General features: G+C 54.3%; 18 protein-coding genes and 1 tRNA gene. 17 read left to right on the forward strand and 2 right to left on the reverse strand.

Annotation, left to right across the window (positions count from 1 at the left end; all coding sequences use genetic code 11):
- The first annotated feature begins 6 nt into the window (after positions 1 to 6).
- The 5 genes from HY282_11950 (at position 7) to HY282_11970 (ending at position 5,064) form a co-directional block, all read left to right on the forward strand.
- Positions 7 to 540 carry a BON domain-containing protein gene (locus HY282_11950; GenBank protein MBI3804463.1) on the forward strand — a complete coding sequence of 178 codons (534 nt, stop codon included), beginning with the start codon at positions 7 to 9 and terminating at the stop codon, positions 538 to 540.
- A gap of 165 nt (positions 541 to 705) precedes the next feature.
- Entirely contained in the window at positions 706 to 2,205 is a 1,500-nt protein-coding gene (locus HY282_11955) for a PEGA domain-containing protein (protein MBI3804464.1), read from the forward strand.
- The gene (locus tag HY282_11960) at positions 2,205 to 3,944 is read left to right on the forward strand and encodes a glycosyltransferase family 2 protein (GenBank protein ID MBI3804465.1); all 1,740 of its coding nucleotides are present in this window, start codon (positions 2,205 to 2,207) and stop codon (positions 3,942 to 3,944) included. The genes HY282_11955 and HY282_11960 overlap by 1 nt, the downstream gene beginning before the upstream one ends.
- Entirely contained in the window at positions 3,941 to 4,477 is a 537-nt protein-coding gene (locus HY282_11965) for a hypothetical protein (protein ID MBI3804466.1), read from the forward strand. The genes HY282_11960 and HY282_11965 overlap by 4 nt, the downstream gene beginning before the upstream one ends.
- Positions 4,465 to 5,064 (forward strand): hypothetical protein, encoded by a 600-nt coding sequence (locus HY282_11970; protein ID MBI3804467.1) that lies wholly within the window; start codon positions 4,465 to 4,467, stop codon positions 5,062 to 5,064. The genes HY282_11965 and HY282_11970 overlap by 13 nt, the downstream gene beginning before the upstream one ends.
- 3 nt (positions 5,065 to 5,067) lie before the next feature.
- On the opposite strand, the gene HY282_11975 is transcribed toward HY282_11970, so the two are convergent.
- Both HY282_11975 and HY282_11980 read right to left on the reverse strand, forming a co-directional pair.
- A complete protein-coding gene (locus HY282_11975) occupies positions 5,068 to 6,246 on the reverse strand; it encodes a tetratricopeptide repeat protein (GenBank protein MBI3804468.1) in 1,179 nt (392 codons plus the stop codon).
- 222 nt (positions 6,247 to 6,468) lie between these two features.
- On the reverse strand, positions 6,469 to 6,753 hold the full coding sequence (locus HY282_11980; protein MBI3804469.1) for a hypothetical protein: 285 nt from the start codon (positions 6,751 to 6,753) through the stop codon (positions 6,469 to 6,471).
- Positions 6,754 to 7,072: 319 nt separating this feature from the next.
- Here HY282_11980 and HY282_11985 point away from each other — a divergent pair, with 319 nt between their 5' ends.
- The 12 genes from HY282_11985 to HY282_12040 all read left to right on the forward strand — a co-directional run bounded on the left by HY282_11985 (position 7,073) and on the right by HY282_12040 (position 20,555).
- A complete protein-coding gene (locus tag HY282_11985) occupies positions 7,073 to 8,428 on the forward strand; it encodes a DUF512 domain-containing protein (protein MBI3804470.1) in 1,356 nt (451 codons plus the stop codon).
- Between the two features lie 31 nt (positions 8,429 to 8,459).
- On the forward strand, positions 8,460 to 9,335 hold the full coding sequence (locus tag HY282_11990; GenBank protein MBI3804471.1) for a shikimate dehydrogenase: 876 nt from the start codon (positions 8,460 to 8,462) through the stop codon (positions 9,333 to 9,335).
- Between the two features lie 205 nt (positions 9,336 to 9,540).
- Positions 9,541 to 11,340: a type IV-A pilus assembly ATPase PilB gene (pilB, locus tag HY282_11995; GenBank protein ID MBI3804472.1), complete on the forward strand. Its 1,800-nt coding sequence runs from the start codon at positions 9,541 to 9,543 to the stop codon at positions 11,338 to 11,340.
- A gap of 28 nt (positions 11,341 to 11,368) precedes the next feature.
- A complete protein-coding gene (locus tag HY282_12000; protein ID MBI3804473.1) occupies positions 11,369 to 12,481 on the forward strand; it encodes a type IV pilus twitching motility protein PilT in 1,113 nt (370 codons plus the stop codon).
- A 31-nt stretch (positions 12,482 to 12,512) separates the two neighbouring features.
- The gene (locus tag HY282_12005; protein MBI3804474.1) at positions 12,513 to 13,715 is read left to right on the forward strand and encodes a type II secretion system F family protein; all 1,203 of its coding nucleotides are present in this window, start codon (positions 12,513 to 12,515) and stop codon (positions 13,713 to 13,715) included.
- A 33-nt stretch (positions 13,716 to 13,748) separates the two neighbouring features.
- On the forward strand, positions 13,749 to 15,491 hold the full coding sequence (locus HY282_12010) for a PAS domain S-box protein (protein ID MBI3804475.1): 1,743 nt from the start codon (positions 13,749 to 13,751) through the stop codon (positions 15,489 to 15,491).
- Between the two features lie 20 nt (positions 15,492 to 15,511).
- Positions 15,512 to 16,960 carry a sigma-54-dependent Fis family transcriptional regulator gene (locus HY282_12015; protein ID MBI3804476.1) on the forward strand — a complete coding sequence of 483 codons (1,449 nt, stop codon included), beginning with the start codon at positions 15,512 to 15,514 and terminating at the stop codon, positions 16,958 to 16,960.
- 31 nt (positions 16,961 to 16,991) lie between these two features.
- Complete coding sequence (gene ispE / locus HY282_12020) at positions 16,992 to 17,882, forward strand: 4-(cytidine 5'-diphospho)-2-C-methyl-D-erythritol kinase (GenBank protein MBI3804477.1); 891 nt, start codon at positions 16,992 to 16,994, stop codon at positions 17,880 to 17,882.
- 74 nt (positions 17,883 to 17,956) lie between these two features.
- Positions 17,957 to 18,031, forward strand: a tRNA-Gln gene (locus HY282_12025).
- Positions 18,032 to 18,116: 85 nt separating this feature from the next.
- Positions 18,117 to 19,055: a ribose-phosphate pyrophosphokinase gene (locus HY282_12030; GenBank protein MBI3804478.1), complete on the forward strand. Its 939-nt coding sequence runs from the start codon at positions 18,117 to 18,119 to the stop codon at positions 19,053 to 19,055.
- A gap of 74 nt (positions 19,056 to 19,129) precedes the next feature.
- Positions 19,130 to 19,879: a 50S ribosomal protein L25 gene (locus HY282_12035; GenBank protein MBI3804479.1), complete on the forward strand. Its 750-nt coding sequence runs from the start codon at positions 19,130 to 19,132 to the stop codon at positions 19,877 to 19,879.
- A 109-nt stretch (positions 19,880 to 19,988) separates the two neighbouring features.
- Positions 19,989 to 20,555, forward strand: a complete 567-nt coding sequence (locus tag HY282_12040) for an aminoacyl-tRNA hydrolase (GenBank protein MBI3804480.1) — start codon at positions 19,989 to 19,991, stop codon at positions 20,553 to 20,555.
- Positions 20,556 to 20,564 lie beyond the last annotated feature (9 nt).

Here is a 20,564-nt window from a genome sequence, read left to right on the forward strand (position 1 = left end):
AATAAGATGAAACAGATTCGTTATTTGTTCTTTGTAGTTTTACTGATCGTAGGGGTGGCCGGATGCGCATCCCATCAGAAGAGTGTCGCCCCGGAGACGATCGATGACGCCGCGATCTCGGCCCGGATCCGTGCAAATTTAGCAGGCGATACAACCCTTCATCTCTTCCGGATCAACGTCGATACACGCCAGGGGGTCGTCACCCTCAGCGGGGCTGTGCCGACTGAGGAGCGAAAGAAAAGGGCGTCGGAAATCGCCGCCCAGGTGGTCGGCGTCCGGGGTGTTGAAAATCTTTTGGAAATTGCGCAGACCCGAAGGGTGGATCGCTTTGAAGATGCGGTCATCGCCTCCAAAATTACATCGGGTCTGATTCAGAACCCAATGACTCATGCGCTGGCGATCGATGTAGAATCTAAGAAAGGGATCGTCAGACTGAACGGCCGTGTTCAGAATCCAAGAGAAAAAAGCGAAGCGGAACGGATCGCTTGGAGCACGGCAGGGGTCGTCTCCGTAGAGAATCAACTCGAAGTCCTTCAATAGCCATTGAGGATGCCGTTGGGTAAGTAGGGTGGGGAACGCCGGATACGGTTTAGGTCTGTATCAGTTTAATAAGGCCATGCATCTTTCATTTCGTTTCTCGCCGCTCACCGCTTCGTAACGCCAACGCATTCTGAAAAAAATCTGCCGTCAACTGCCGGAGGGATCATGAAACCGCGCCATCGGAAGACGCTCTTCCTCGTCTCTGTCTTTTTATTTACTATTGTCGCGCCGGTGCTAATTCTCAGTGCAAGTGGTTACCGCTACGATTTTCAGGAGGGGACCTTGGTCCGAACCGGCACCCTTGTTTTAAAGACACAGCCGGCAGGGGCGAAGATCGTCATTGATCAACAGGAACAGAAGGAGACGACGCCGGCGAAAATCGGGGGTCTTCCCCCTGCGCATTATCGGGTCCGGGTGGAGGCGGATCAATTTCGGCCCTGGTCTAAAGAGATCGAGGTTCGGGGGAATAAGATTACCCTGGCGGACCAGATCGTATTAATTCCAAAGCAGATCCCCGTGAGCTCTCTCTTCCCTGAAGAAGTGCGGACCTTTGCTGTGTCGCAGGACGGAAGGAAGCTGAGCTATGTTCGACGTGATGCAACAAAGGGCGATAGCCTCTGGCTCTTTGATCTCGATCAGAATGAAACACATCTGCTCTTTCCGCTCGGAGAAAAGAGCGACCCGACGGCGGGCGAATCGGCTGATTCGCCAAATCGGGAAAGTTCAGCAAATTCAATCGACCGGCTTCTCTGGTTGATGGACGGCCAGGGAATCGCTTTTTCGGTGGCAACAAAAGAAACAAAGCAGTACTTCATTCTCCCGCTTGAAGGAGGGGTGCGGGAAGGGGAGCCGTATGCGTTCGTCCCGCCGGGGAAGGGAGAGGTCGATCAGTGGAAGTGGACCCGAAGCGGATTGAGCTTTTTCTTTCTCCAAGGAGGGCTGCTCTATCGTGCCGCCTACGACATAAGATCGACGACGCAGGTCGTCCCGGATCAAATTCAGAGCTATGCCATATCGGGAGAGACGATCTATTTTACAACAGCGTCTTCCCCCGCGCTCTTCAAACAAGACCTTCCGACCGGAAAACGGATAGAGATCGCCCTGCTGCCGACCGAATCGGATGACATTGACAATAAGGGCAATGAGAATCTGATTTTATCCGGTCGCGGAAAAATCGCACTGATCGATCGTCATCGACAGCTCTGGCTAATCGAGGATACCGCCGCGGGCACGTATGCTCCAATCGCCGCTCATGTCCAGAGCGCCGTGTTCAATGAGGAAGGGGATCGGCTTCTTTATCAATCCTACAATGCCGATGTCAATGCCGGGCTTTTTGTCTATTATCTCAAAGAGGGGAAGACGCATCCGGTACGAGAGGCCGGCTCCTTTGAACAGGTCCTTCAGAAAAAAGAGCCGATCCTCGGGCCAGTTTGGTACAGTGATCGGACGCATATTCTTTACGCCGCAAATGACACTGTTTATATGGCTGAGACCGGGGGAGAGGGCTTTCCGACCGCCGATCCGATCCTTCGACTCAAGGGGGAGGCGCCGAAATTCGTTTACCATGATTCTGATGACAAGCTCTACTTTCTTTTTCGGAACCGTCTCTACCAAGCCGACCTCTCCTTCGGAAGGACGTCGTCGTTCCTTGGGGGCCGGCTCTAATGGGCCTCTATCTTCCCTCTCCTCAAACCACCAGCCGAAGAGAACGGTACCTGCAGCGGGTCTTTGAGATCGTTCCCGGCCTGTTGCTTTGGACGACCTTTTCGGCGCTGCTCATCTTCTCTTTTGTCCGGCCGGTCTGGGTCGCCATCTTTATCATTGCCTATGATCTCTATTGGTTAATCCGCGTCACCTATTTTTCGATTTTTATGTTCCTTGCATATCGTCGGGTCCGGATGGAGTGGGGGACCGATTGGCGCGCCCGGTGCGAGCGGGTGTCTAAAGATCTGGCCGTCTATCGCAGAGAAGCGGAGGCGGCGTTGGCGCAACAGGAAATAGCGCGGGCGCCCCGGCAGCGGCGCCAGAGCCTCCATGTTCATGTTGAAGAGCTCAGACAGCTCGAGGAGAAGCAGGTTCAGGTTTGGGATTGGAGGCGCATTTACCATGTCGTGATCTTCCCGACCTACCGAGAAGGAATCGAGATTCTCCGCGCGTCATTGAACGCGCTCCTTCAAGCCGACTATCCGAGCGATCGGATGATCATCGTGATGGCATTCGAGGAGCGGGAGGGGATTCCGGCCTATCAGAAGGCAAAGGCGCTCCGTGCCGAGTTCGGCGCCTCCTTCAGCGCTTTTTTGACCACCTTTCACCCCGACGGTATTCCGGGTGAGGCCCGTGTCAAGGGGGCGAACCTGTCATGGGCCGGGCGGCAGGTCCGACGTTATCTGGATGAAAATCAAATCGCTTATGAGGAAGTGGTCCTCTCGGCATTCGATGCCGATACCTGCGTCGACCGGCAGTACTTCGGCTGCCTGACCTACAACTACATCATTCATCCCGACCGCACCCGCCGCAGTTATCAGCCGCTTCCGATGTATCACAATAACATCTGGGATGCTCCCTCTTTTGCGCGGGTGGTAGCAAACAGCACCACCTTCTGGCATATGGTTCAGAGCATCCGACCCGACCTCTTGATTACCTTCTCAAGCCATGCGATGTCCTTTAAGGCGTTGGTAGAGGTCGGTTATTGGCCGGTTGATGTCATCTCGGATGATTCTGTGATTTTCTTCTCTTGTTATCTCTACTATGATGGGAATTATGAAACCGTGCCGCTTTATGTCCCGGTCTCCATGGATGCCAATTTGGCGGAGAGCTACTGGAAGACGCTGATTAATCAATATAAGCAGATGCGCCGGTGGGCCTGGGGGATCGAGAAATTTCCATTGATGATGCGCGGCTTCCTGGCGGAGCGGCGCATCCCCCTGCGAAAAAAGATTAAACATGTCTTCCGGATTTTGGAGGGGAACTACAGCTGGGCGAGCGCTCCTTTTGTGATCCCGATTTTCGGGATGCTCCCCCTTTGGGTCGGCGGGAGACAATTTCAAGAAACGGTCCTCGCCTACAATTTTATCTCAATGACCCGGTCGATCCTCTCCGTCTCGCTCATCGGCGTCGTTCTGTCGGTCTTTCTCTGCCACGCCCTTCTTCCCCCGCGACCTCCCCGGTATGGCCAATGGCGGACCGCATCGATGACGCTGCAGTGGGCGCTCGTTCCTTTCTCCTACATTTTTCTCGTAGGACTGCCGGCGGTTGATGCGCAGACGAGAATGATGCTCGGGAAGTATCTCACCTTTTGGGTGACCGACAAACGACGCAAGGAAGGGACGGCGGAAGCGCCGACCCCGGTGGCTGTCTTGCCGGCGACAGCGACGACGCCCGCTAAAAAAAGAGGGGCCGGATGAGGCGGATTGTCTTCCCGCTCCTGGGGATTGTCTTTTTCTACGTTTTGTTCGAGAAGTATGGCCAGCCGCTTTGGGTGAGTCATTGGCACCTCTACCTCTTTCTGGAAGCGATGACCCACCTCTGCCTCGCCTTCTTCGTGCTGCTCGTCCTGGAAGGGTTCTCCCCTTTTTTCTTCCTTCGTGTTTTTACGACGCTCATTCCAGATCTGGATCACGTGATCTGGGCGGAATATCGAAGTTTTTTCCATACGCCGGTCTTTGTTCTGGCGCCGCTGCTCTTCCGCCGATATGGAGAGCGAGAGGCGCGCCTCCTTTTTTTTATGTTCGCAACCCACTATTTCTTTGATACCCGCTCCCAGATGGCGTGGTGGATGAATTACGGGGTGTGGCTTCTTCCTCCCAAGGGGCTGCCTGTCTTGGTCCCCTGGCTTCCGTTGGTTCTCCTGATTTCGTTAGGCCTGCTGGCCGGCTTGCTCGGTCATGCCGATCAGATCAAGGCTTACTTGGCGGGGGAACAGGCGTGGGTCTCCTGATTCGTTTGATCGGTTTTGTCCTGGTCTCTCTCGCCGGGCTCGGTCTTGCTCAAGACCTGCCGCAGCACGAGCCGCAGTCGGCCGATGTCTTTCCCCGCATCCCTTCACCCCGCTTTCTGCAATCGGGCGAGCGCCGGGTCGTCGACGTGGTGATTTCAAATCCCGGCGACGAAATGAACTTCTTCACCCTGAGCATTCAGAGAAAGCCGGAAGGCTGGATCGCTCGGATCGATCCCCGAAATGTCGATCTGGCGCCGCATGAGGAAGCCCCGATTCATGTGACGTTGATCCCGCGGCGGGGCCCGCCGACTTTCACGGAGCAGATGACGCAGTATGACCTGGTGGTCAAAGCAGAGGATAAAGAGGCGAAACCGTTTTATGGAACGCTCTCACTTTATCTTAAACCGGGATATGACGATTTGATGACCTTCTTTGGAACACCGGCGTTGATCGGGATCGTCGCCGTCGGGTTCGGCGGCTGGCTTCGCCGCCGCAGGCATTTCCGGGTCGGTGGCCTCTTTGTCATGGGAGGGGGGATTTTGGCGGTGGTGGCGGTGACGGCGGTGCTGGGAATCCTGATATTGTAAGGGTCAGTTCTTCATCTGATCGCGCAGGGTTTGGATCCGCTGGTCGACGATATGGATCTGCTGCGAGGCCCCCCCCTTTTGGAAGAGCTCCTTTGATTTCTCAAGGTGGCGGATCGCCTCGGCCAGGTTGCCGAAACCCTGGTGGATGGTTCCGATCGTTCCTTCGATGTTTGCCATCCCGACGGCGTCCTCCATCCCTTCCCGGATCTTCAATGCCTTTTCCGCCGCAGCGATTGCCTTCTCCGATTCTCCTTGATCTTGATAAATCAGCGCCAGGTTGATGAAGGCATTCGCCTGCGCCGAGAGGTCGTTCCCGGCTTGGACGATGGCAAGCGCATCAGATTGATAGGCGAGGGCTCTTTTGAAGTCCTTTTGATCTTTGTAGATAAAGCTGAGGCTGGTCAGGGAGATCGCTTCGCCGAGTGGATTTCTCTGCTCACGGTAGAGTTTCAACGCCCTTTGTTGATAATCCAAGGCGGTGTCATAGGAGTGATCGAGATAATAGAGATTGCCGATGGAGGCAAGCTCGCGGGCCATCAGCGGCCGGTCTGGGATCGACTCGGCGAGCTTTAAGGCCTCGGTGTGGGCCTCCGATCCCTTCGCACTGTCCCCTTTCTGATAATAGAGGGTTCCCAAGATCGAAAGATCGGCCGCTTCGGCCCGCCGGTTGCCGCTCTGCCGGTCGAGCGCCAGCGCCCGCTCGGTCCAAGCGGCGCCTTCCTTCCAGGCGCCTCTCATCGAGTAGAGAAGACCGAAGTTCGCCATGGCGGCGGCCTGTTCCTGCGGAAGCGCGGATTGACGATACGCCTGCTGATAGGCGGCCACCGCTTCCTCTTGTTTGCCGAGGAACACCAGTGCGTTGCCGTGGAGGAGGTGAATCGCGGCACTCTTCTGCGAATCGGAGAGGCCGGTGATCTGATCGGAGAGGGGTTGGAATTGATTTTCGTCGTAGAGCGTCAACAAAGAGGGAAGCGGAGAGGCGCGATCATCCGTCCGCCGTTCAGAGAGCCGGAGTTGTCCCTTTAGCTCATTAATCCGTGCCTGCTTCAGCGCGTCGGGGCCGGTTTCTTTTGACTCGCTTTGGCGGGCGGCCGGGGCGCCTGCCCATTGGGTGATTCCCCAAACAAAAAGGGCGGCCAGAAGAAGGAATAAAATTGGTTTCTTATAAAATCGAGTCATCATTCGCAAAGCCGGGAGCTATCCTAGCACAAGCCGGGGTGTTTTTCCATCGATTCAGACGGTGTTGAAAAGGAAAAGGATCGAACGCTTGCTTTAAATTTTGAGGAGACAAGAGGGCAAAAGCAGGGGATTCGCAGATCATTTACTCGCAGATTATTTAGTAGAGAAGCGGAACGTTTGAGATGGGTCGATCGGATGGATGTTGTTGCCGATGGCTCGATTCAGTTATGAGACCTTGTAGTAGACCCAGGGTTCACGTTCGGCGAGGTATCGATCTTCTCTGAAGTTCACCCGCGTCCTTAACTCCGTGAATCCTTTTTTTTGAAGTTTCAAAGCGACGTCGCTTAAGACCTCCTCGACCGTTGGATATTCGCTGCTCTGGACGAGGAACCCTTCATAGCCGAAGTGACCGGTATAGCCGTTCTCGCCGACATCGATACGAACGTTGCGGCTGAACATCCGTCCGGTTGGATCGAACCCTTCAATGTGATGAATCTCAAAAACCATCACCAAAATTCTCTCCCAATGAGGCGAAGCGATTATAGCGAATTCAATTTTGATGTCAAGCGATTTTTGCGAATGGGACAGAAGAAAAATACCATTCACTTCCTATGCCGCGACCTGCCTTCATTTTGGGCAATGTGCTCTCTCGCCAAGAGGGACCGGCCTTTTATTATGATCGAGGGGTGCTTATCCACAATCTTTCCACGATCGATGTTGAAAACTCCTGAATTGACCCCGAATTGACATTGACGGGTGACCCTTCTATAATCTCCTTCTCGCCGAAGAACAATTTTCTTCCGGCTGGCAATAGATTAAATGGGAGATCATGGAACAAAAAGGGGTTCGTCTTTCTAAAGGGTCGGGGCTGGTCGTCGAGACGGTGAGTTCCGGAAGTATCGCGGAAGAACTTGGGATTGAAGCGGGCGACAGGCTCCTCACCGTAAACGGAAAAGAGATGAAGGATGTGCTCGATTACCGTTTCGTGGAGGGAGAAGAAGCGCTTCTTCTGGAGCTGGCAAAGCCGGATGGCGAAGTCTGGGAGGTGGAGATCGAAAAAGAGCTCGATGAGGGTCTCGGGATCGACTTCCCGGAGATGAAGATCCGCTCCTGCCCGAACAAATGCTTTTTTTGCTTTGTCGATCAGATGCCGGAAGGGCAGCGAGAGAGTCTCTACATTCGCGACGAGGATTACCGCTTCTCCTTTCTTTTCGGAAACTATATCACCCTGACGAATCTGACCCGCAAAGATAAAGAGCGAATTTTTGAGCAGAAGATGAGCCCCCTCTATATCTCGGTGCACACTACCGACCTCGCGCTTCGGCGCAAGATGCTCGTGAATCCAAAGGCACGCGATGTCATGGCCGAAATTCGGGAGATGGCCGAGCATGGGATCATCCTTCACACCCAGATCGTCCTCTGCCCTGACATGAATGACGGCGACTACCTCAGCAAAAGCGTCGAAGACTTGGCATCGTTCTATCCTTCCGTCAAATCTTTGGCGGTCGTTCCCGTTGGACTGACCCGCCATCGAAAAGGCCTGGATGAGATCAAAGAGGTCAGCGTGGAATATGCGTGCGAGATGATCGAGTGGATCAAACCGTGGCAAGAGCGATTTCGTAAAGAGATCGGCTATCCATTCGTCTTCCTGGCCGATGAGTGGTATACGAAAGCACAGATTCCTTTTCCGTCAATGGAGACGTATGCGGATCTGCCTCAACAGGGAAACGGCGTTGGGATCGTTCCTCTTTTTCTGCGCGAGTTCGATGCCATGCATCCGTTTTTACCCAACAAGGTCTCCGAGCCGGTCCAGATTTTTCTGGCAACCGGAATCTCCTTCTCTCCTTATCTGGAGTCGTGCGTTCGAAAGGTTCAGATTCGGGGGGCGGCACTGGAAGTGGTCCGGGTGACCAACGATTTCTTCGGCGATTCGGTGACCGTCGCCGGCCTGATGTCGGGCCGAGATATAATCAAAACGGTTCAACGCTGCCGACGCGACAAATCGGCCTCCCCTTTTCTCCTTCTCCCGTCGGTCGCGCTCAATGAAGAGAGAGCCCTCTTTCTCGATGGGATGACCCCTGCGGAGGTTGAAAAAGAGTTGAACCTGACGGTGGAGGTCGTCTCGGCCGATGCCGAGGGACTGATGGGATTTCTCCAGAACATTCCGGTCGCCCAGCGCCGGTAAGACCAAGGCATCCATCCAGAGACACAGTCCATTGAAATCGATCACCGGTCAGACCCAAATCTTTGGGATTTTCGGCGACCCGATCCTCCACACCCTCTCCCCGGTGATGCACAATGCCGCCTTCGCGGCGCTTGACCTTCCTTACTCCTATCTTCCCTTCGAGGTCCATCCGGAAGGCCTGGAGCGCGCAGTCAAGGCGATCCTTCCCCTCGGCCTCCGTGGACTCAATGTAACGATTCCACATAAAGAGACGGTCATTCCATTTCTCGACAGCCTCGACGAAGAGGCGGGGAGAATCGGAGCGGTCAATACGATCGAGGTTGTTTCCAGGCGCCTCATCGGCCGCAACACCGACGGCCGCGGCTTTCTGCAATCGCTGCGGGAGGCCGATGTCGATCCCAAAGGGCTCCGGGTCATTCTCCTCGGAGCCGGAGGGGCAGCGAAAGCGGTTGCGTCGGCATTGGCGATGGCATCGATTTCCGAAATGATCATTGTGGCTCGCTCGGCGAGGCGGGCAACGGAATTGTCCCATCGGCTCACCGCAATTGCATCCCATCTGAAGATAACCGTTCAACCGGCCGATTTTAAACCGGACAAACGGTTTGATTCCAAAACGCCGACGTTGGTAATCAACTCGACCCCCCTCGGGATGAAGCCGTCCGATCCGCTTCCATTTCCTGCCTCGCTGATTCGTCCTGAGTGGATCGTTGCCGATCTCATTTATCGTCCTCATCATACCTCATTGCTTGCGGAGGCAAAACAGATCGGTGCGCGTGTCGTTCCAGGCCTGGGAATGCTGTTACATCAGGGAGCGCTTTCCTTCGAAATATGGACGAAGCAATCTCCCCCCATTTTGGTCATGAGGAAGGCCCTTCAAGAGGCGCTCTCCGAAATAATCCTTCGCTGATTTTTGCTGAAAAAACAGGCAAAACGCCGCTCGGTGGCATTTTTTGTCGGCTTTCCCGATTCATTGACAGAAATTGTAACTTGGGATAGACTTTCCTCAGCGTTTTTAAGCGTTATCATACCAAATAAGGATGATTTGTCTCAGCTTGTAAGTACGAATGCAGGCGAGCGCTCCTAAGTCTTCTTTTCTCGTCGAGGCTCTCTTGATTCCTGAAAAACTCGGGAAATTGCTCGTCAACGCGCAACTTATTACGGAGGATCAGCTTCAAAAAGCGCTCCTCACCCAAAAGAAAGAGGGGGGAAGGATCGGGAGTGTATTGGTCCGTTTGGGATTCATCGAGGAAGCCAAGCTATTGAAGTTCCTCAGTCAGCAATACGGCACCCCTGCCATTGACCTCTCCAAATTAGAGGTTGATCAGGCGGTGGTGAAGCTGGTTCCTTCAGAAGTGGTGAAAAAATATTTAGTCGTCCCGGTCAAACGGATGGGGGCGACCTTGACCTTGGCAATGGTCGATCCCTCCGATGTTTTTGCCATCGACGATATTAAGTTCATGACCGGCTACAATGTCGAGCCGGTGATTGCGTCGGAATCTTCCATCGTCGAAGTAATTGGCAAATATTATGGTAAGGGCTCGCTTGCGGTCGTCGAAAAGACGATGGTCATCGAGGCCAAGGACTATACCCTTTCGGAAGAAGACAGCAATGACGGAAACACGGGCCGTGAGGACGACAATGCCATGGTCTCGGTCGATGATTTTGATACCGTGGTCGGCGATGCGCTCGAGAATATCGATGTCGTCGAGGAGCAGCAGGATGACTCCGGGGTTAAAGAAGTCGATGCGCCCATCGTCAAGCTCGTTAACGGTGTTCTGGTCAATGCCGTCAAGATCGGCGCCAGTGATATTCATATCGAGCCGTTTGAAACGGTTTTTCGGGTTCGCTTCCGGATCGACGGCGTGATGAAGACGATCATGAACCTTCCCATTAGAATTAAAAATGCGGTGGTTTCACGTGTGAAGATCATGTCGAAGCTCGACATCGCGGAGCGCCGTCTCCCTCAAGACGGCCGCATTAAGCTAAAACTCGGAAAAAAGAAAGAGGTCGACTTCCGGGTCTCGACCCTCCCCTGCCTTTTCGGCGAAAAGGTGGTGCTCCGTATTTTGGATAAGGGAAATCTCTCGCTCGATCTGACCAAGCTCGGATTTGAGCCGAATGCGCTGAAAGATTTCGCAGAGGCGATCAATGCCCCCTATGGGATGGTCTTGGTGACGGGACCGACGGGAAGCGGTAAGACGACGACTCTTTACTCTGCCCTGAGCACCATCAATACCACCGAAATCAACATCATGACGGCGGAAGATCCGGTGGAGTATAACCTCTTGGGAATCAATCAGGTCCAGATGAAAGAGGAGATCGGCCTGAACTTTGCGGCTGCGCTTCGATCCTTTCTCCGGCAAGACCCCGACGTGGTCATGGTCGGAGAAATCCGCGATTATGAAACCGCGGAAATCGGTGTCAAAGCGGCGCTGACCGGACATCTGGTTTTATCAACCCTGCACACCAATGACGCACCAGGGACCGTCAACCGTCTCTTGAACATGGGGATTGAGCCGTTCTTGGTTGCATCCTCGGTCGTTCTGATCCTGGCGCAGCGGTTGGCAAGAAGAATTTGTGCCAAATGTAAAGAGGTCGATAATCTGCTTACTCCCGAGGCGCTGCTGAAAGCCGGCTTCAAACAGGAGGATCTCAAGGGCCTGACGGTATACAAGGGAAAGGGCTGCGACATGTGCAACAAGTCGGGCTATAAGGGTCGGGTGGCGCTTTATGAGGTGATGCCAATCAAAGATGAGTTGAGAGAGCTGATTCTACAAGGGGCTTCTGCGGACGAGATCAAGAAAAAGGCGATAGCGCTGGGGATGAAGACCCTTCGGATGAGCGGATTGGCCAAGGTAAAAGAGGTAATGACCACGATCGAAGAGGTCCTCGACTGTACCTTTGCAGATTAAACGGTATTCTAGGAACTAAGGAGAAGGTATGGCAAATTTGCACCAATTGCTACAGACCATGGTTGAAAAGGGGGCTTCGGACCTCCATCTCACCACCGGCTCCGCCCCTCAAATTCGGGTAAACGGGCATCTGGTGCCGCTCGATCTGCCTCAGCTGACGCCGGCCGATACGAAGCAGCTGGTTTATAGCGTTTTAACAGATGCCCAAAAGCACCGATTTGAAGAGGAAAATGAGCTCGACTTCTCCTTTGGCCTCAAAGGCTTCAGCCGGTTCCGTGGAAACATTTTTATGCAGCGGGGAGCAGTCGGTGCAGCGATCCGAACCATCCCGTTTAAGATCAAGACATTTGAAGAGCTCGGATTACCTCAGGTGGTTCAGGATCTGGTGAAAAAACCGCGGGGGCTTGTCCTTATCACCGGACCGACCGGAAGCGGAAAGTCGACCACCCTGGCTTCAATGATCGACCGTATTAATTCCGAACGCCATGACCATATCATTACAATTGAAGATCCCATTGAATTCCTGCATCCTCATAAAAAGAGCGTCGTGAACCAAAGAGAGGTTACGACCGATACAAAAAGCTTCAAGGCGGCGTTGAAATATATTCTTCGACAAGACCCCGATGTGGTCCTTATCGGAGAGATGCGCGATCTGGAGACGATTGAAGCGGCGCTGACGATCTCCGAAACCGGCCATCTCACCTTCGGTACGCTTCATACCAACTCTTGCGCCCAAACGATGAATCGGATCATTGACGTTTTCCCTTCCCACCAGCAGCCGCAGGTGCGCGCCCAGCTGTCGTTCGTGTTGGAGGGGGTGATCTCGCAGCAGCTGATCACGAAAGCGACTGGACAGGGACGGGCGATGGCGATGGAGGTGATGGTTCCGACGCCGGCCATCCGAAACCTTATCAGAGAAGACAAGGTCCATCAAATCTACTCTTCGATGCAGACCGGCCAGGGGAAACATGGGATGCAGACGATGAATCAATCTCTTTATGAGCTCTACTCAAAACGAATCATCTCCCATGATGATGCGCTTGCCGGTTCAAGCAACCACGAAGAGCTGATGAACATGATGAGTCGCGGCGCCGGCCCTACGCCCGGCTCCCGCGAGCCGGGAAGGATGGCCCGAAGCTAGATAAATCATCCGGGCATTTAAGGAGCGACACATGGCTACGTTCGTATGGACAGGGAAGACGCGACAGGGGACGATTCAGAAAGGGGAATTGGCGGCGAACAACCGTGAAGAGGTAATTGCTCTTTTGAGGAAGGAGAACATCCTCGTCACCTCGATTCAGCAAAAGGCCAGAGAGCTCAAACTCCCCGGCTTCGGCGGGAAGATCAGCGACAAAGATATCGTGATCTTCACCAGACAGTTTGCCACAATGATCGATGCCGGCCTCCCCCTGGTTCAGTGTCTTGAAATTTTATCGAGTCAATGCGACAATCCCATGCTTGCCAAAGCGGTCGGGGAGGTCCGGGGCGACGTAGAAGGAGGATCGACCTATGCCGACGCCCTGCGAAAGCACCCGAAGGTATTTGATGATCTTTATGTCAACATGGTGGCGGCCGGTGAGGCGGGGGGTATTCTCGATACGATTTTAAACCGGTTGGCAAAACATATCGAAAAGTCGATGAAGCTGAAGAAGCAGATCAAATCGGCAATGGTCTATCCCAGCACCATCATGGGGGTGGCGGGAATCGTCATTGTTGTTTTGCTCGTCTGGGTGATTCCGATCTTTGCCCAGATGTTCACCGATTTCGGCGGGACGCTCCCGGCGTTGACCCAATTTGTGATCGACTTGAGCCACTTCATGCAGCGGAATATCATCAAGATCGTCCTGGGGCTCGGCCTCGCCGTCTATGGCTTCAAAAAGTATTATCGCACCCCTGCCGGTCGAAAGAATGTCGACAAGTTTGCGTTAAAAGTACCCGTGATCGGCGACTTGATCAGAAAGGCCGCCGTCGCCAAGTTTACCCGCACCCTCGGAACGCTGATCGCCAGCGGCGTTCCCATTCTCGAAGGGCTTGGCATCGTCGCGAAGACCTCCGGAAATAAGATCATTGAAGAAGCATTGATGAACGCCCGCCAGAGTATCAGTGAAGGGAAAACGATTTCGGACCCCCTTGGGAAGGAAAAGGTTTTCCCCCCAATGGTGGTTCAGATGATTGCGGTGGGTGAGACGACCGGCGCCCTCGACGCCATGCTTGGAAAGATCGCCGATTTTTACGATGATGAGGTCGATGCGGCGGTTTCGGCGCTGACCTCGTTGCTGGAGCCGATGTTGATGGTGTTTCTCGGGATCACGATCGGAACGATCGTCATCGCGATGTATCTGCCGATCTTCAAATTGGCCGCTGTGGTTGGATAACGCCTCTCTCAGCCGACGCGATGGAACCGGTTCATGAAAAACAAAGAAGACGAGATCATTCTCGGAAGAATAAAATGGCTGATGGCGCTGCGGGTCTTCCTGGTGACCTCGCTTCTCGGTCTTCCGCTCCTCCTGCAACTCAATTATCTAAAGAATCCTTGGTCGATCGTCACCTTTTACATTCTGATCGGGGCCACCTATCTGTTGACCCTTCTCTATACTTTCTTCTTGACCCGATCACAAAATCCGTTCCTCTTTATCTCTCTGCAGTTAGCGGTCGACCTTTTATTCGAGACGGCGCTGATTGCAGTCACCGGCGGAATTGACAGCCCCTTTGCTTTCCTATATATCATTACCATCGTTTCGGCGAGCATTTTCTTCTATCGAAAGGGAGGGGTGCTGACCGCGGCGGCGGCGACCTTCCTCTTCGGAACGCTGATCAATCTTCAGTATGCCAATGTTCCTCCCTTCAGCCTCGGCACCCCGGTCACCCTCGGCAACAAAGAGGTGATCTTCATGCTCTTTCTTTACATGATCACCTTTTTTACCGTCGGAATCGCGAGCGGAAGGCTCTCGGAGCGACTCCATGAAAAAGAGATCGGATTCTCAAATCTCAGGGTTTTTACAGAGGACATTGTTCAGAGCGTCTCCAGCGGCCTCGTGACGACCAATCTGGATGGAAGGATCACTTCGTTTAATCGGTCGGCCTCCGAAATCACCGGCTTCTCGTCGGCGGAGGCGATCGGAATGGCCTGGTGGGATCTTTTTGAATGGAGTGAGATTCGAAATCGATACCAAGAGCTCGCCTCCACCGGATTGCCGCAGCGTTTTGACGGAGAAATCAATACCAGTAAGGGGGAAAGATGTCTCCTTGGCGTGACGATCTCCTCTCTTAGAAATGAGCATGGCGGCCAGATCGGTATCATCGGGACCTTTCAAGACCTGACACAGCTACGGAGCCTCGAAGAGGAGATGCAGAAGAAGGAGCGGCTCGCCACGATCGGAGAGATGGCGGCGGGGATGGCGCATGAAATTCGAAACCCGCTTGCTTCACTGAGCGGATCGATTCAGGTTCTGAAGAGCGAGCTGAATCTTCGGAACGAACACCTAAAGTTGATGGAGATTGCAGTTCAGGAGGCGGGTCGGCTCAATTCGATTATCACCCAGTTTCTTCTTTACGCGAAGCCGCTTCCGCCGCGGCGAAGGGAGACCGATCTGCATCTGCTCCTTTCCGAAACGGTCCAACTTCTTCAGAACAACCCCGAATATAACGATCGCGTCAGCGTCGTGCTGGAAATTGCACCGCGACCGCTCCGGATCTCGATCGATCCCGATCAGATCCGGCAGGTCTTCTGGAACCTCTCGATCAATGCCTTTCAGGCAATGCCGGAAGGGGGGATCCTGACGATTTCGACGCGGCAGGTGAAGCCGAAAAAGGGAAGAGGATCCTTGCAAGATCAGGTTGAAATCATCTTCGCCGACACCGGAGAAGGAATTCGAAAAGAAGATCTTCCCAAAATCTTTTATCCCTTCTTCACGACGAAGAGCTCGGGGTCGGGATTGGGACTGTCGATTGTTCACCGCATCATCGAAGAACATGCCGGGGAGATTCGGGTAGAAAGCTCGCCGCAGGGAACGACCTTTGTCGTCGCTCTCTCGGCCGATGAAATGATTCGGACAGATTCCTTCCCACAGAAGAACGGGATGCCGAAAGAAGACCGGTCGAATCAAGGAGCGCGGCTTCAGGGTTCGCCGAATTGGGCGGCGTCGGCCTAACCTCAGGAAAACGGATGACGATGGAAAAAGTGCTGATTGTCGACAATGAAAAGAGCATGCGGGATTTCCTCACCATCGTATTGAAAAAAGAGGGCTATCTCGTCGAGACGGCGGAGGATGGCGATCATGCGTTGAAGATCCTTGAAAAGGATATCTTCGATGTGGTGCTGACCGACATGAAAATGCCCCGAATGAGCGGTCTCGATCTCCTAAAGGCGCTGAAAGATCTCTCCGCCGAGACGATCGTAATTATGATGACCGCCTATGCGTCGACGGAGACAGCGATTGAGGCGATGAAAGAGGGGGCCTATGATTATCTGACGAAGCCGTTTCAGATCGATGAGGTCAAGCTGATTATCAGAAACGCCCTGGAGCGGAGGAAACTTCGCCAGGAGAACACACAGCTTCGTCAGGAGCTGAAAGGCCAGGCGACCTTTACCCAGATCATCGGGAAGAGTGAAAAGATGCGGCGGGTGCTCGACCTGGTTCGAAAGGTGGCCGACAGCAGGAGCAACATCCTCATCTACGGCGAATCGGGGACCGGAAAAGAGTTGATTGCGCGGGCGATCCATTACAACAGCTCCCGGCGCGACCGCTCCTTTGTCACCGTCAACTGCAGCGCCCTGCCGGAAGCGCTCCTGGAGAGCGAGCTCTTCGGCCATATGAAAGGATCTTTCACCGGTGCCATTGGGAATAAGGAAGGGCTGTTTGAGATCGCCCATGAGGGGAGCATCTTCCTTGACGAGATCGGGGAGACCTCCCTCTCAATCCAGGTTAAGCTGTTGAGGGTTCTTCAAGAGAGGGAGTTTCGCCGGGTCGGCGGGACGAAAGATTTAAAGGTCGATGTCCGAATCATCGCTGCGACCAATCGCGATCTGGAGAAGATGATCGCGGAAGGGAAATTCCGCGAAGACCTTTACTATCGACTCGACGTAATTCCGATCGACCTTCCCCCGTTGAGGGAGCGGCCGGAAGATATTCCCCTCTTGGCCGATTTTTTCCTCCGCAAATTTACACAGAGCCTCGGTAAAGAAATCGACGGGATTGAGCCGGAGGCGGTTCGGGTCTTGATGAGCCATGAGTGGAAGGGGAATGTCCGAGAGCTCGAGAACGTCGTCGAGCGCGCCGTCGCGCTCTCATCGAGCAGGATGTTGACCCTGGAAGACTTCAACGAGGGTTTCCTTAAACAGGCCGATACAATCCCGATTCCGGCTTTGATTCCGGAAGAAGGGCTCGATTTGGAAGGGTTGATCGGAAAGATTGAAAAGGAGCTCCTTCTCAAGGCGCTTCAAGAGACCAACTGGGTCAAGAAGGAGGCGGCCAAGCTCCTTCATCTCAACTTCCGCTCGTTCCGGTATCGGCTTGATAAGTATGGCATCAAAAAATATCGGAATGGAAGCGGCGATCCCGACCCTTCGGATGAAGAGGCCGATATTGCCGACGATCCCACAGAGGAAGCGGTCGAATAAGCAGGCCCATTAAATTTCTCCTTTCGGTTTCATGAAAAAAACAGTCCTCATTGAAGCCCCTGCCAAGGTCAATCTTTATCTCAAAGTCTTCCGCAAAAGAGAAGATGGGTACCATGACCTCGTCTCGCTGATGCAGATGGTCGGACTCTATGATTCTTTAACCTTCCGGGCGGAGCGCTCCGGGATTCGATTGGAGCAGACCGATCCTTCCCTTCCTTCCGACCGCTCAAATCTGGTCATCCGCGCCGCCGAAGCATTGCAGAAATCGGCCTTTCCGGACGGCGCCCCGTCTCCGGGTGTCGCAATTAAATTGGTCAAGCAGATCCCGATCGCCGCCGGCCTCGGCGGCGGAAGCAGCGATGCGGCGGCGACCTTGGTCGGCCTCAACCGGCTCTGGTCGCTCGGCTGGTCCCGCCGGCGGCTTGCAGAATTGGGGGCCACCCTCGGAAGCGATGTTCCGTTTTTTCTCTATGGCCCGACCGCATGGGTGTCCGGAAGGGGGGAGGCGGTCGAGAAGAGCTCGCCTGTCGCAGAGGGGTGGGTGGTCCTCCTAAACCCCGGAATCGCCGTCTCCACGGCGGCGGTTTATCAGGCCCTTTCGAGAAAATTAGGGTTGACAAAAAACAAGCCAAAGATTAGTATAAACAGATTTCTTGCACAAAGACCTTCTGCGACGAAGATCTTTCGCAGCCCTTACAATGACCTGGAAAAGGTCACGTTAGGGGCTCATCCGGAGCTCATCCGACTCAAACAGGAACTCCAAGCGCGGGGAGGAGAGGCTGTATTGATGTCAGGAAGCGGCCCCACCCTTTTTGCACGCTTCGAATCTTATGCCGCAGCCAAACAGGCCGCTGCCGCATTCGAGGGGCGGGGATCATTGCGGGTTTGGGTCGCGCGGATTCTAAAAAGGTCTCCTATTTAGTTTAGCATGCCGCATTCGGCCGCTTTTTCTTTTCGCGATCAGCGAGAGGAATTTCGGCGAATGCGGGTTTATTTTGGGGCGTCGACTAGCTGGCAGGTCACGAGATTTTGAATCTCGCAGCCCAGGTTCGATCCCTGGCGCCCCAGCCATGGTAGGGGCACGGCGCGCAGGTCCCGAACGGGGCGGCACCCGTGCCCCTATATGTCGATTCCTACTTTATGAGGGTGGCTTCCAATGCGAAGGTTGAAGCTTTTTTCGGGTAACTCAAATCCCGTCCTCACCAAGGAGATTTGTGACTATCTCGGCATCTCTCTTGGGCACGCGATCGTCTCTACATTCAGCGACGGAGAGATCTTCGTCAAGCTTGAAGAGAATGTTCGCGGAAGTGATGTCTATGTGGTTCAGTCGACTTCCGAGCCGGTGAATAACCATATCATGGAGCTCCTGATCTTGATCGATGCGCTCAAGCGTGCTTCGGCCGAGGAGATCACGGCGGTCATTCCCTATTATGGTTATGCACGGCAAGATCGGAAAGATCAGCCGCGGGTTCCAATCACCGCGAAGCTCTGCGCCGACCTGGTCGCGACGTCGGGGGCCCACCGGGTGTTGACGATGGACCTCCATGCGGGGCAGATTCAGGGATTTTTCAATATTCCGGTCGATCATCTCTACGCGACCCCGGTGTTGCTCGATTATTTCCAGAAGAAGAAGTTTAACGACCTGGTTGTGGTCTCCCCGGATGCCGGCGGTGTGGAGCGGGCGCGGGCCTTCGCGAAACGGATGAACGTCGGTCTTGCCATCATCGACAAGCGGCGGGAGGGGCCGAACCGGACGAAGATTATGAACATCATCGGGGAGGTCGCCGGTCGGGACATTTTGATCCTCGACGACATGATCGATACCGCTGGGACGATCACGCAGGCCGCCGCGGCGATCAAGGCGAAGGGCGCTGGCCGGATTATCGCCGGTTGCACCCATCCGGTTCTCTCTGGCCCGGCGCTGCAGAGGTTAAACGATGCTCCGATCGATGAAGTGGTGGTGACCAATTCGATTCCGTTGAAGGGAAAAGAGGAGATTTGCAAAAAAATTACCACCCTTTCGGTGGCATCGCTCCTGGGGGAGGCAATTAAGCGAATTCATGAAGAGGCGTCGGTCAGCTCTCTTTTTGTTTGAGATCCAATAGATTCATATGGGGAAGACCCGTCAAACGGGCGCCGCATTTGGTTTTTAGTTGAAACGGAGGATTTATGCAGAAGCTTGAAATTCAAGGGGAGTATCGCAAAGAAGCCGGAAAAGGGGTCGCCCGGCAGTTAAGAATGCGGGGAAAGATCCCGGCTGTTCTCTACAGCGCCGGATCATCCACCCTCTTGACGATGGACCCGAAGGACATCGACAAGGTACTCCACTCGGCTTCGGGGGAAAATACGCTGATCACCCTTCAGGTGGCGGCCGATGGGTCGGGAAGTGGATCCCACGTGGCGATTCTGCGTGACTTCCAGCGCGACCCGATCACCGGAAAGGTGCTCCATGCCGACCTTTTTGAGATCAATATGAATGAGCCGCTGGTCGTCAAGGTTCAGGTCGAGGTGGTCGGCGGCGTGGCGGCCGGTGTAAAAGAAGGAGGGGTGCTCCAGCACAATATCCGTGAGCTGGAAATCCGCTGTCTTCCGTCTCTTATTCCGGATCAGATTGAGGTCGACGCTTCCGGGTTGGGGATAGGGGAATCAATCCATGCGAAGGATATCCGCCTGGCCGACGGCATTGAACTGATGGGCGATCCCGATCAGGTGCTCGTCTCCGTCGCCGTCCCGATGTCCGAGGAAAAGCTCGAAGAGCTGCTGACGGCACCGAAAGAGGTGAAAGAACCGGAGGTGTTGACGAAGAAAGAGAAAGAAGGAGAGGCGCCGAAGGCCGAGGGCAAGCCGGACGCCAAGGCGGCCGAGGCCAAAGGAAAACCGGAGGCAAAGAAGGAGGAGAAGAAAGAGACGAAGAAATAGTCTCCTCCTCTCCCTTGTTTCGATCTTGATGGGTTGAACCGGATCCGACAGAGATTTCTCCGACGGCCTCGAAAGAAAAATAAATGGGGAATAGGCGAGGAAGCGGGCGGTGAAATTGATCGTCGGACTCGGAAATCCGGGTCCGGAATACGAAGAGACCAAACATAATGTCGGCTTCTGGCTCATCGACACCTTCGCAAAGCGTCACGGTCTCTCGCTCTCAGAGAAAAAGGGAGAGGCAAAGGTCGGGCAGGGCCGCTGGACCTCCCCTTCCGGGGGAATTGATTTTATCTTAGCAAAACCGCAGACCTACATGAATCGAAGCGGCCGGTCGGTTCGCAGCCTTCTCCACTCTGCAGGAATAACCCCCTCTGAAATCATCGTGGTCTATGACGACCTAGACCTCCCTTGCGGACGGATCCGAATTCGGACGCAGGGGGGGGCCGGGGGACACCGCGGTGTTGCATCGATCATCGAGGTTATCGGAACCGATCAATTTAACCGCCTTCGAATCGGGATCGGACGCGATCCGGGTCAAGATCCGGCCGATTACGTGTTGAGCCCTTTTCGGCCGGAGGAGTTAAAGCTCGTCGAAGAAGCGGTTGAAAAAGGGGCCGAGGCGCTCCCCCTTCTGATGGAGGGGCGGATTACCGAGGCAATGAATAAGTTCCACTAAAAACGTTTA

It is taken from the genome of Candidatus Manganitrophaceae bacterium, assembly GCA_016200325.1.
In the GTDB taxonomy this organism is placed as follows: Bacteria; Nitrospirota; Nitrospiria; order SBBL01; family Manganitrophaceae; genus Manganitrophus.